Source organism: Streptomyces sp. BL1 (genome assembly GCF_057628045.1).
This window is the reverse complement of the sequence record NZ_JBXYWZ010000002.1, coordinates 6,101,905-6,113,766: the sequence shown is the minus strand read 5'-3', so window position 1 is coordinate 6,113,766 and position 11,862 is coordinate 6,101,905. Positions and strand designations below refer to the sequence as shown.

The window sequence follows — 11,862 nt, the reverse complement described above, 5'->3', positions numbered from 1 at the left end:
TGAATTCCGCAGGTCATATCGCACGTCCCACGGGGGCGTAGCCGTAGTTCGACTGGAGATGCACGTGGCTGGGCGCATCGAGGATTACGCACTCATCGGGGACATGCAGACGGCAGCTCTGGTCGGCCGGGACGGTTCGGCGGACTGGCTGTGCCTTCCCCGCTTCGACTCGCACGCGGTGTTCGCGGGACTGCTCGGCACCGAAGAGCACGGCTTCTGGCGGCTGGGCCCCGCGCACGCGACCGGCGGCGAGCCTCCACCGGCCGACCGCCGCCGCTACCGCGGGGATTCGCTGGTGCTGGAGTCCGAATGGGACACCCCGCGCGGCACCGTCCGCGTCATCGACTTCATGCCGCCCCGCGAGGACCACGCCCCGCAGCTCGTCCGGATCGTGGAGGGCGTCACGGGCCGGGTGCCGGTGCACTCGGCGCTGCGGATGCGCTTCTCGTACGGCTGGGTCGTGCCGTGGGTGCACAAGGAGGACGGGCGTACGGCGGCCGTCGCCGGGCCGGACTCGGTGTGGCTCGACACCGAGGCGCCCACCTACGGCAAGGACCTGACGACCTACTCCGACTTCACCGTCGGGCCCGGCGACCGGGTGGCGCTCACCATCAGCTGGCAGGCCTCGCACAAGGGTCCGCCGCCGCTGCCCGACGCGGAGGCGGCGCTCGCCGCGACGGAGGGATTCTGGAGCGAGTGGGTCGAGCACTGCACGTACCACGGCCCCTACCGGGAGGCCGTGGTCCGCTCGCTGATCACGCTGAAGGCGCTGACGTACGCGCCGACCGGCGGCATCGTCGCCGCGCCCACCACCTCGCTCCCCGAGGACATCGGCGGCTCCCGGAACTGGGACTACCGCTTCACCTGGCTGCGGGACGCGGCGATCACCCTCTCCTCGCTGCTGCGCACCGGCTACCACGAGGAGGCCCGCGCCTGGCGCGAATGGCTGCTGCGCGCGGTGGCCGGGGACCCGGAGAACCTGCAGATCATGTACGGCATCGCGGGTGAACGGGAGCTGGGCGAGGCCGAGTTGACGTGGCTGCCCGGGTACGAGGGCTCCACTCCCGTACGGATCGGCAACGGCGCGGCCGGCCAGCTCCAGCTCGATGTGTACGGCGAGGTCACCGAGGCGCTGCACCTGGCGCACATGACGGGGCTCGCGCGGAACGACTACGCCTCGCTGCTCCAGCTGAAGCTGATCCGCTATCTCGAGGACCACTGGGACGAGCCGGACGAGGGCATCTGGGAAGTGCGCGGCCCGCGGCGGCACTTCGTGCACTCCAAGGTGATGGCGTGGGTGGCCGTCGACCGTACGGTCAAGCTGATCGAGTCCGGTGAGGTCGACGGACCGCTGGAGCGGTGGCAGGAGCTGCGCGAGACGATCCACCGCGAGGTGTGCGAGAAGGGGTACGACAAGGAGCGGAACACCTTCACGCAGTCGTACGGCTCGCAGGAGCTGGACGCCTCGCTGCTGCTGATTCCGCAGATGGGTTTTCTGCCGCCGGACGACAAGCGGGTCATCGGCACCGTCGAGGCCATCCAGCGCGAACTGTCCACGCCCGACGGCTTCGTGCTGCGCTATCCGACCTCCGCCGGCGAGGACTGCGTGGACGGGCTGGAGGGCGAGGAGGGCGCGTTCCTGGCGTGCTCCTTCTGGCTCGCCGACGACCTGGCGATGATCGGGCGGGTCGACGAGGCGCAGAAGCTGTTCGAGAAGCTGCTGTCGCTCCGCAACGACCTGGGACTGCTCGCCGAGGAGTGGGACCCCAAGCAGCAGCGCCAAGTGGGCAACTTCCCGCAGGCGTTCAGCCATGTGCCGATGATCGACACGGCGCTGCGGCTCACCGCCTCCGGCGCGTACGGCGGCTGAGGCGCCTCCCGCAGAAACGCCCGGGCCGTTCCTCCCGCCACTGCGGCGGAAGGAACGGCCTTCTTCTCTGTGGGGCGATCCCGTGGGGGTGGGTCCGTGGGGGCGGGTCCGGTCAGAAGGGGGTCAGGGTCAGGGTGATCTTCTGGGCCGCGCCGTCCTCGATGTAGGAGGCGAAGCCGCCCACGTCGTCGAAGGCGAAGCCGTACGCCTTGCCGTCCTCGGTCGCCTCGTGCATCGCCTTCGCGTAGTGGTGCGCGAGGTCGCCGCCGTAGAAGCCGGACGGGTCGGAGGTGGGCTGGTCGGCGGAGGCGGTGAGCGTGGTGCGGTTGAAGCCGGCGCCGAGGATGGCGGCGACAGGACCGGTCACCCCGTCGTTGGGCGCCGCGAGGGTTCCGTCGCAGAAGAGCACGTCCTTGGTGGACGGCTTGCTGAAGGAGACCTCGCCGGGCCCGGTGAAGGACAGCTTGCCGCCCTTCACGCGGCCGGTGAACTTCCCGGCGTTGGTGGTGACGGTCAGGTCCTTGCCCTCGTACGTGCTCCACACCTCGTCGATGTACGGATCCAGCCACTTGTCGCTGAAGCGTCCCGCGCCGATGCCGTGGCCGGGCGCCAGGATCCGCCGGTCGTCGACGACGAGGTCACCGAACCCCTCGGCCGCCTTGACCTGTTCGAAGACCTTCTTGCGGGCGCCGCCCTTGAGGGTGCCCGTCGTCTGGTCCTTGGCGCCCTTCAGCTGGATGGACAGCGGCACGCTGAACATGTCGACCATGGTGGTGTTGCAGTACATGGCGCCCTGCTTGTACGTGAACTCCGCGCAGTCGTGCAGGACCGCGTAGTTGGGGTCGGACTCCACCCAGGCCGCCGGATAGGCCAGGGCCGCCGCTCCGGCGCCGTCCTCGACCGCCTTGAACTTCAGCTTGTCGCCCAGCGCCGTGTAGATCCGGCCGGACATCTCCGGCAGCTGGATCGTGGTCTCGCCGCTGCCGGACAGCGGGATGGCGTAGTCCGTGAAGCCGTCGGACCCGTTGTCGGACACGGCGACGGGCTTCAGCTCCCCTTCGGGGGTGACCCGGACCTGGCGCTTGCCGTCGTTGCCGACGATGTAGAGCCATATCGACGAATTCTCGTACTGCCCGGTCTTGTTGACGACCGTGAGCGGCATGCCGGCGGCCCGCGCGCCCGGGCGGGGAGCGCCGCCCGCGTACGTGGCGAGCAGTCCGGCGGCGGGCGCGGCGACGGCGGCGGCGGCCGCGGTGCGCAGCAGGTTCCTGCGGCTGATGCGGGAGTTGCCGGCGGGGTTCGTGTGGGGGGTCATGCGGCACCTCCGGTGCGTTCGACGGAGACGTGGTCGACGAGCATCGACCCGCCGGGGGCTGTGGTGTCCGTGGGCGTCTTGCGGCCCGCGACACCGTCCGGGAAGGCGCCGCCCATGGCGAGGTTGAGCAGGATGAAGTGACCGTGGTGGGTGGCGTCCGCCCAGGTCTTCGCGTCCATGGCGGAGGCGCTGACGGAGTGGAACTGCTTGCCGTCCAGATACCAGCGCAGCTCTTCGGTGCCGCCGCTGCGGTCCAGCTCCAGCGCGTACTCGTGGAAGCCCGACTGGCAGCTCGTACCGGTGCATTCGGTCTTGCCGCCCAGGCCCTGCGTCTCGTTGCAGGGGCCGCCCGGATTGACGCCGCAGTGCAGGACGCCGTGGGCGGTGTTCTCGCCGTTGACGTTCTCCATGATGTCGAACTCGCCGACGCCCGGCCAATTCTGGTAATTCCCGCGGTACTTGTCGCCGAGGGTCCAGAACGCGGGCCAGTAGCCGAGGGCCTTGTCGCCGGAGACCCCGGGCAGTCTGATGCTCGCCTCGATCCGCAGCTTGCCGCCCTCCGGGGCGGCGAAGTCGGTGCGCTTGGTCTCTATGCGGGCCGAGGTCCAGCCGCCGCCGTCCTTGCGGGCGGTGATCTTCAACCGGCCCTCGCCGTCGAGCTGGAGGTTCTCGGGGCTGTCGGTGTACGACTGCACCTCGCCGGTGCCCCAGTTGGGCGGGCCGCCCTCGTAGCCGGTGCCCTTGTCGATGATCCAGTCGTCGCCGGAGGGAAGGCTGCCGGCCGCGCCGTCGAAGTCCGTACGCCAGACCTCCTCCATGGCGGCGGCCCGCTGCTTCCCGGTCTGCCCCGGCTCCCCGGCCTGCGCCGCCGGCAGTGCCGATGCGCAGGCCGCCGTCACGGCGAGCGCCGACAGCGCGGCGAGCACCGGGTGGCGTCTGATCCTTCCGGGCAGCCGTGATCGCTGCACGTTCGGTTTCATGACTTGTACGCTCCTCGGTTCTGTGGGGGTGGTGAGAGCGCTCTCACGTCATGGGCATGCACAGTGCCGGGGTCGAGGAGTAGCGTCAAGGGCCCGCGTACGAAAAGGAGTTGACCGTGCAGAGCCCTCCGCCGCCCCGACCGACCCTGGAGGCCGTCGCGGCGCATGCGGGAGTCTCCCGCGCCACCGTCTCCCGCGTGGTCAACGGCAACACCGGCGTACGCGAACAGGTGCGCGCCGCGGTCCTGCGGTCCGTGGAGACCCTCGGCTACGTGCCCAACAACGCGGCCCGCAGCCTGGTGACCCGGCGTACGGGCGCGGTCGCCGTCGTCATAGCGGAACCCGAATCACGGGTGTTCTCCGACCCGTTCTTCTCCCGGCAGCTGCGCGGCATCAGCCGCGTGCTGGCCGCACGCGACACCCAGCTCGTGCTGATGCTGCGCGAACGGCCCGAGGACGCCGCGCGCATCGGCCGCTACCTCGCCGCGGGGCACGTCGACGGCGCGCTGATGTTCTCCCTGCACGGCGAGGAACCACTGCCCGCCGTACGGCCCGGCTCCGGGCTGCCCGTGGTCTTCGGCGGCCGTCCCGGATGGCCCGGCGCGGAGAGCGACCCCGGGGTGCTCTTTGTCGACACGGACAACCGCGGCGGCGCGCGGGACGCCGTGACGCACCTGCTGGACCGGGGCCGGCGGCGGATCGCGGCCATCACCGGACCGCTCGACCAGACCTCGGCGCTCGACCGGCTGTCCGGCTACCGCGACGCGCTCTCCGGGCAGCCGCCCGGGCCCGACCTCGTCGCACACGGCGACTTCACCCCCGCGGGCGGGGAACGCGCCATGTCCGAACTCCTCGCCCGCGCACCGGACTTGGACGCCGTGTTCGCCGGCAACGACCTGATGGCGACGGGTGCGCTCCGTACGCTGCGGGCGCGGGGGCGGCGCGTTCCCGACGACGTGGCGGTCGTCGGCTACGACGATCTGGAGCCGGCGACGTGGTGCGATCCGCCGCTGACGACGGTGCGTCAGGATGTCGAGGAGATGGGCCGCATGATGGCCACCCTCCTCCTCCAGTCACTCACCCCCACACCCCCGACCACACCTGCGCCCACCCCCATCATCACGCCGTCCCACCTGGTGGTCCGAGCGTCGACATAGGGGGTCGCGGGGCGCGGGGCGCGGGGCGCGTCAGCGGAGGGTTGTCAGTTCGTCGTAGATGCTGAGGATCTGGGTGACCGTGTCGGCCTCCGTCGGCCAGCGGGCCGTCCGCGCGTGCCCCGCCGCGCTGAGCGCCACGCGGCGGGCCGGGTCCGCGAGGAGCCCGCCGACCGCCCCCGCGAGGGCGTCCGCGTCGCCCCACGGGATCAATCGCGCGCCGTCGCCGACCAGTTCGGGCACCCCGCCCACCGCCGTGGCGACGAGCGGCACGCCCGCGTGCAGCGCCTCCTGGGCGAACAGGGAGCGCCCCTCCCAGCGGGTGCTGAGCAGCGCGATGTCCGCGCCCGGCAGCAGCCGGAACGCGTCGTCGCGGCGCCCCAGCAGCCGTACGGGCAGCGCTTCGTCGTCGATGCGCCGCTGGAGCGCGGCCCGTTCGGGGCCCTCGCCGGCGACGGCGAGCAGCGGCGCGGGGTCCAGGTGCCGCCAGGCGCGGGCCGCGGTGAGGACCGCACCGTACCCGTGGTGGGCGTCGAGGCGGCCGACGGAGAAGACCAGCGGGCGGCCCACGGCGCCGAGTTCGGCGCGGGCCTTGTGCCGCAGCCGCTCCCCGTCCGGCAGGGGCGCCGTACCGGTGGGCGCGTCCCCGTCACCGTACGGCCTGCCCGTCGCGACGGGCGCCAGCCGCGCGTCGCGCGCACCGCGCCGCCGCGCCCGTTCGACCAGGTCGGTGGTGGCGCCGAGCAGCACGTCGCTGGAGCGCGCGACGCGCCGCTCCAGCAGCCGCGCCAACTGCCCGCGCGGGCCGCTGCCTTGAGCCGTGCCACGCGTGTGCCAGGTGACGACGAGCGGTACGCGGCGCCGGCCCCACCCCAGGGCGAGCCCGGCCAGGAGCGCCGCACGCAGCCCGTGCGCGTGGACGAGGTCGGCGTCGGCGCACACCCGCCGCAGGGCGGCGACCGCCTCGGGTTCGGCGCGTGCCGGCGCGGGCGCGAAGTGCGCCCCGCCGGCGGTGAATCCCGCACGCTGCTGCGGGTCGCACGGCCCGCACACGGTGACCCGCAGTCCGCGCGCCACCAGTCCCGCGGACAGCGACCGTACGTGCGCCACGGTGCTCGCCCCGGGGGCCGCCGCACCGCCGACGACCTGCACGGTGTGCGGCAGCGCCCGGCCGGCGGGCGGCGGGGGCGACGGGGTCGGACGGCGGCTCACAGCGGTCGAACTCCTGGGTGGCGGGGCGGAGATGGTACGGGGCACCGCGCACGGTGCCCACGGGGCGGATGGTACGGGCACAGGCCGCCCGTACGGTGTTCCGGGGCACCGTCGCCGCGCCCCGCACCGGTGCCCCGGCCCGGCGCACGGGCCGGTTCCGGCCGCGTACGGGCCGGCGTGTGCGTACCCCGCACGGGCGTGTGGGCACGGCCCACCCACCGGTGGGACAACGACGCACTCCCGCTTCGGGCACGCCCCGCACCCCAACCCGCACCCGTCCCGCGCCACGCACCGCCGCCACGCCCCCGCTGTCGCGCCCGCCCGTTCCCCCCCGTGACAGGCGGACGCGCCGCGCTCCCGACTGCCCGCCCCCGTCAGCCGCCCGGCGTCAGCCCGCCGCCAGCCGGTGCCCCTCCCCCGCCGCGGCGCGCAGCAGCATCCCGGTCAGGTCGCCGGGCGCGGAGAACATCGGCCAGTGCCCGGTGGCCAGGTCGAAGAAGCCGTTCCGGGGGTCGGTCAGCGCCTGGACGCGCGGGTCGCCGGCGGCCACCAGCGCTTCGAGCGCGGCGATGTTCATCGTCCCGCCGACGGTGCAGAAGATGCCACTCATGGGCACCTTGGAGCCCGCCCCGGTCAGCCGCAGTGGCCGGGTGAACGTGCCCAGCGGCTGCGGCGCGGAGAGCCGCGCGAGCCGGTCGAGCGCGTCTGCGGGGACGCCCGCCGTGTTGCCCCAGGTCTGCCACTCCCCGGCGGTCGGTGGCCGCACCTTCCAGCCGTCCTCGGCGTCCGCCGCCTGGCCCAGTATCCGTTCGCGGACCGCCCCTTGGGGCATCTGCTCACGGACCTGGCCGAGCATCGACAAGTCGTTTTGCGGCAGGGGCGCGTCCAAATAGACGAGCCGGGTGACGCGTTCGGCGCGCCGGTCGACGGCGCCCACCGAGGGGTAGATGCCGTAACAGTGGCCGACGACGACCACGTCCGGCTCGTCGATGTGGTCGATGAGCTGGACCAGGTCCTCGATGTGGGTGTCCAAGTCCGTTTCGGGGCCCGCCAGATGACGGCGGTCCCCCATGCCGGTGAGCGTCGCCGGGTACGCCTCCCGCAGCCGGCCGCTCACCTCCGGCCACACCCAGCCGCCGGTGTAGCCCCCCGATACCAGTACGTACGCCGTCATGGCCGCCTCCTCGTGTGCCGGTCCGTACGGACGGCTCGGTGAGCCGTCCGCGGTCGCCGGTACCGTAGGAACTCCCCCTGAGGGAGGTTCAAGTGTCCGGAGGTTCACGGTGTCCGACGGCATGCTGAGCATCGGGGAGCTCGCCGAGCGCGCGGGCGCCACCGTGAAGACCGTCCGCTTCTACTCCGACAGCGGCCTGCTGCCCGAGGCGGCGCGCAGCGTGGGAGGACACCGCCGGTACGGGCCGGAGGCCGTCGACCGGCTCCGGCTGATCCGTTCGCTGCGGGAGCTGGATCTGCCGGTCCCGGAGGTGGGCCGGGCGCTCGGCCGGGACGACGCGCTGGAGGACGCCATCGCGGGGCAGTTGCGGGAGCTCGGTTCCCAACTGACCGCGCTGCGCTGGCGGGAGGCGTCCCTGCGGCTGCTGCGGGACTGCTCCGAGGGGGAACGCGCCGACCGGCTGCGCCTGATCGGTGCCATGGGCACCCCGCCCGGCACGGACGCGATGGCACGTTTCTGGCGGCGGACGATGCCGCCGCGGATCCCGGCCCGGCTGGTCGCCGTCCTCCTCGACTCGGCGGTCCCGCAGCCGCCCGCGGATCCGTCCCCCGAGCAGGTGCTGGTCTTCGCGCGGATGCACGCCCTCGTCACCGACGGGAGCCGCACCACCCGGCCCACCCCGCCCGTGGCGCTCGGGCCCGCCGGGGACGGCTGCCGCCCGGAGCTGCTCTACGACGGTCTCGTCGAGGCGTACGAGCTGGCCGCGCCGGACCTGCGGGCGGGCCGCGCCCCGTACGGGAGCGAGGCGCTCGACTGTTACGTCTCCGCCTACGCCCGCTCCCGCGGCGAACAGGACAGCCCCGCCTTCCGCCGCCGGCTCGACGACGCGTTCAGGAAGGACACGGTCCCGGTCGCCCGCCGCTACTGGGAGCTCCTCGGCGAGCTGAACGGGCTGTCCGCCACGCCGTCCGCGCCCCCGGAGCCGACCGCGGGCGCCATCGACGGCTGGCTGCGCACCGCCCTCAAGACCCGGGCGGTCCGGGAGGCCGCCTGACCGGACCGCCGCCGCGCCGGTACGGACGACAGCCCGCCCGGCCGCGTCCCGTTCGGACTGCGTTCCGTTCAGACTGGGCTCTGCTCAAGACGCCGCGCGGGCGGCCTCCAGGAGTTCCTCCGCGTGGGCCCGTGCGAGGTCCGAGTCCTCCTGCCCGGCGAGCATCCGGGACAGTTCGCGCACCCGGTCCTCGCCCTCCATCACCTGCACGCCGCTGCGGGTCACGGAGCCGTCGTGGGTCTTCTCGACGACGAGGTGCCGGTCGGCGAAGGCGGCCACCTGCGGCAGGTGCGTGACGACCACGACCTGCGCGGACTTGGCGAGCCGCGCGAGACGCCTGCCGACCTCGACGGCGGCCTTGCCGCCGACACCGGCGTCCACCTCGTCGAAGAGGTACGTCGGCACCGGGTCGGCGCCCGCGAACACGACCTCGACGGCCAGCATGACGCGGGACAGTTCACCGCCGGACGCGCCCTTGGCGATGGGCCGCGGCTGCGCCCCGGGGTGCGGGGCGAGCAGCAGTTCGACCTCGTCCGTCCCGTGCGGACCGAAGGCGAGCGTACGGCCCTGCACGTCGAGTCCTTCGGGGTCCTCGGTGTGCTTCAGGTCGAAGGACACGCGCGCGTGCGGCATGGCGAGTTCGGCGAGCTCGTCGGTGACGGCGTCGGCGAAGCGCTTCGCCGCGTCCGTACGCGCGTCCGTCAGCTGTCCGGCCAGCGCGCCGAGTTCGGTGCGCAGGGTGTCCCGCTCCTCGGTGAGCTCGCCGATCCGCTCGTCGTCGCCCTCCAGCTCCAGCAGCCGGGCCGCGCTCTGCTCGGCCCAGGTGAGCACGGCCTCGGCGCCGGGCTCCTCCGCGTCGCTGCCGTACTTGCGGATGAGTGCGCCCAGCGTGGCGCGCCGTTCCTCGACGGCAGCGAGGCGCAGCGGGTCGGCGTCCAGATTGTCGGCGTAGCCCGCCAGTTCGCCCGCGACGTCGGACAGCAGGATGGACACTTCGCCGAGCCGTTCGGCCAGTCCGGCCAGTGCGGGGTCGTGCTGCCGTACGGCTTCCAGCGCGCGGTGCGCACCGCCGACGAGAGTCACCGCGTCGACGCCCTCCGGGTCCGCGGGGTCGCCCGCCAGGGCGCCGTGCGCGGTGGTCGCCGCGGACGCCAGGGCCTCGGCGTGGCCCAGCTTCTCGGCCTCGGCGGCGAGTTCGGTGTCCTCGCCTGCCTGTGGTTCGGCGGCGGCGACCTCGTCGATGCCGAACCGCAGCCGGTCCGCTTCCTGAGCGCGCTCCCGCGCGCGGGTGGTGATCTCCTCCAGTTCGCGCGATACGGCGCGCAGCCGCTGATAGACATCTGTGTACGCGGCGAGGGGCGTGGCGACGGCCTCGCCCGCGTACCGGTCGAGTGCCTGCCGCTGCCGCGCGGGGCGCAGCAGCCCTTGCTGGTCGGTCTGTCCGTGCACCGCGACGAGCTCGTCGCTCAGCTCCCCCAGCAGTCCGACGGGCGCCGAGCGGCCGCCGACGTGCGCGCGGGAGCGGCCCTCCGCCGAGACGGTACGGCTGATGAGCAGCGCGCCGTCGTCGAGTTCGGCTCCGGCCTCCTCGGCACGTACGGCGGCGGGCGACTCCGGGGGGACGACGATGCGCCCCTCGACCACCGCCGCCTTCGCGCCGACCCGTACGAGGGCGGCGTCGGCGCGGCCGCCGAGCAGCAGGCCGAGGCTGGTGACGACCATGGTCTTACCGGCTCCGGTCTCGCCGGTCACCGCGGTGAAGCCGGGCGACAGCTCGACGACGGCGTCATCGATCACGCCCAGGGCTCTGATCCGCATCTCCTCCAACACGGATACGACCATACGAGGTTCTGCGCGCCCGTCCCCACCCCTGGTCCGCTTCGATACGGAATCGTCCCTGCACACGTGGCCCGCCGGGGGCCGGAAACCGCCACAAGCGAGACAGCGTCACGGCCGCCCCGTACGGCGTGCCGGCGGACCGGCACACCAGAAGGCAGCGCACCGTGCGGCCCGGCAGACGGGACAACGGCGCACCGTACGGCCCGCACACCGGGTGGAACGGCGTACTGTCCGGCCGGTCCGCCGGGCGGGCGGCGTACAGTCCGGCCGCCTGAAAGGCCAGGCGTGCAGGGCCGACTGCGTACAGTCCGGCCGTCAGGCTGTCAGTCGGGGGCGCCGCGCCAGCCGGCCACCGGCAGGGCGAACTTCGCGACCAGCCGGTCCGTGAACGACGCGTGGTGCAGCCGGGCGAGCCGTACGGGCACGCTGCCGCGCCGTACCTCGACCCGCGCGCCCGCGGGCAGTTCGGCGCTGCGCCGGCCGTCGCACCAGATGACACCGTTCGGCGTCTGCTGCTGCACCTCGACGGCGAGGACCGAGTCCGGAGCGGTCACCAGCGGCTTGGCGAACAGCGCGTGCGCGCTGATGGGCACCATCAGCAGCGCCTCGACCTCGGGCCACACGACGGGCCCGCCGGCCGAGAAGGCGTACGCGGTCGACCCGGTGGGGGTCGCGCAGACCACGCCGTCGCCGCCGAAGCGGGTGACGGGGCGGCCGTCGACCTCGGTGACGACCTCCAGCATCCGCTCGCGGGACGCCTTCTCCACGGAGGCCTCGTTCATGGCCCAGCCGCGGTGCACGATGTGCCCGTCCTCGCGGACCAGCACATCGAGCGTCATCCGCTCCTCGACCTCGTACTCGCGGGTGACGACGCGGTCCACGACCTTGTCCAGGTCGTCCCGCTCGGCCTCGGCGAGGAAGCCGATCCGGCCGAGGTTGACGCCGAGCATCGGCACGCCGGAGGCGCGGGCGAACTCGGCGCCGCGCAGCAGGGTGCCGTCCCCGCCGAGGACGACGAGGAGTTCGCAGCCCTCCGCCGCGTCGGGGGTGGCGGCCACCGTCCGCACGCTCTGCGGGAGCGGCAGGTCGACGGCCTCCTCGTCCAGCACCCGCACGCCGATGCCGCAGCGCACCAGCCCCTGTACGACGAGTTCGGCGCTGCGTACGGCGGCCTGCCTGCCGGTGTGCGCGAGGAGGAAGACGGTGCGTTCCTCCTGGCCGCGCGCGTCGTCCTGGCCGCCCCTGCCGTCCAGGTCGCCCCTGT

At 73.5% G+C, this 11,862-nt stretch carries 9 protein-coding genes; 3 read left to right on the top strand and 6 right to left on the bottom strand.

Annotation, left to right across the window (positions count from 1 at the left end; all coding sequences use genetic code 11):
• Positions 1–58: 58 nt before the first annotated feature.
• Positions 59–1,870, top strand: a complete 1,812-nt coding sequence (locus AC3AGO_RS26845) for a glycoside hydrolase family 15 protein (RefSeq protein WP_487822804.1) — start codon at positions 59–61, stop codon at positions 1,868–1,870.
• 112 nt (positions 1,871–1,982) lie between these two features.
• On the opposite strand, the gene AC3AGO_RS26840 is transcribed toward AC3AGO_RS26845, so the two are convergent.
• Positions 1,983–3,185: a beta-1,3-glucanase family protein gene (locus tag AC3AGO_RS26840; protein ID WP_487822803.1), complete on the bottom strand. Its 1,203-nt coding sequence runs from the start codon at positions 3,183–3,185 to the stop codon at positions 1,983–1,985.
• Positions 3,182–4,165: a glycoside hydrolase family 16 protein gene (locus tag AC3AGO_RS26835; protein ID WP_487822802.1), complete on the bottom strand. Its 984-nt coding sequence runs from the start codon at positions 4,163–4,165 to the stop codon at positions 3,182–3,184. Before AC3AGO_RS26835 ends, AC3AGO_RS26840 begins: the two co-directional genes overlap by 4 nt.
• Before the next feature lie 116 nt (positions 4,166–4,281).
• Between AC3AGO_RS26835 and AC3AGO_RS26830 the strand changes: the two genes are divergently transcribed.
• Complete coding sequence (locus AC3AGO_RS26830; RefSeq protein WP_487822801.1) at positions 4,282–5,322, top strand: LacI family DNA-binding transcriptional regulator; 1,041 nt, start codon at positions 4,282–4,284, stop codon at positions 5,320–5,322.
• Positions 5,323–5,352: 30 nt separating this feature from the next.
• On the opposite strand, the gene AC3AGO_RS26825 is transcribed toward AC3AGO_RS26830, so the two are convergent.
• On the bottom strand, positions 5,353–6,531 hold the full coding sequence (locus AC3AGO_RS26825; RefSeq protein WP_487822800.1) for a glycosyltransferase family 4 protein: 1,179 nt from the start codon (positions 6,529–6,531) through the stop codon (positions 5,353–5,355).
• Positions 6,532–6,919: 388 nt separating this feature from the next.
• Entirely contained in the window at positions 6,920–7,705 is a 786-nt protein-coding gene (locus AC3AGO_RS26820; RefSeq protein WP_487822799.1) for an alpha/beta fold hydrolase, read from the bottom strand.
• A gap of 121 nt (positions 7,706–7,826) precedes the next feature.
• Between AC3AGO_RS26820 and AC3AGO_RS26815 the strand changes: the two genes are divergently transcribed.
• A complete protein-coding gene (locus AC3AGO_RS26815; RefSeq protein ID WP_487822798.1) occupies positions 7,827–8,759 on the top strand; it encodes a helix-turn-helix domain-containing protein in 933 nt (310 codons plus the stop codon).
• Positions 8,760–8,843: 84 nt separating this feature from the next.
• Here AC3AGO_RS26815 and recN read toward each other — a convergent pair whose 3' ends face one another.
• Together recN and AC3AGO_RS26805 are read right to left on the bottom strand one after the other, a co-directional pair.
• On the bottom strand, positions 8,844–10,601 hold the full coding sequence (recN, locus tag AC3AGO_RS26810) for a DNA repair protein RecN (protein WP_487822797.1): 1,758 nt from the start codon (positions 10,599–10,601) through the stop codon (positions 8,844–8,846).
• Positions 10,602–10,921: 320 nt separating this feature from the next.
• A complete protein-coding gene (locus AC3AGO_RS26805) occupies positions 10,922–11,851 on the bottom strand; it encodes an NAD kinase (protein ID WP_487824833.1) in 930 nt (309 codons plus the stop codon).
• Positions 11,852–11,862: the final 11 nt, after the last annotated feature.

Excerpts from the sequence above, each read along its gene's own strand:
- AC3AGO_RS26845 (WP_487822804.1), top strand. The coding sequence starts at position 59 with ATGCACGTGGCTGGGCGCATCGAGGATTACGCACTCATCGGGGACATG.
- AC3AGO_RS26840 (WP_487822803.1), bottom strand. The coding sequence starts at position 3,185 with ATGACCCCCCACACGAACCCCGCCGGCAACTCCCGCATCAGCCGCAGG.
- recN (WP_487822797.1), bottom strand. The coding sequence starts at position 10,601 with ATGGTCGTATCCGTGTTGGAGGAGATGCGGATCAGAGCCCTGGGCGTG.
- AC3AGO_RS26820 (WP_487822799.1), bottom strand. The coding sequence starts at position 7,705 with ATGACGGCGTACGTACTGGTATCGGGGGGCTACACCGGCGGCTGGGTG.
- AC3AGO_RS26815 (WP_487822798.1), top strand. The coding sequence starts at position 7,827 with ATGCTGAGCATCGGGGAGCTCGCCGAGCGCGCGGGCGCCACCGTGAAG.
- AC3AGO_RS26835 (WP_487822802.1), bottom strand. The coding sequence starts at position 4,165 with ATGAAACCGAACGTGCAGCGATCACGGCTGCCCGGAAGGATCAGACGC.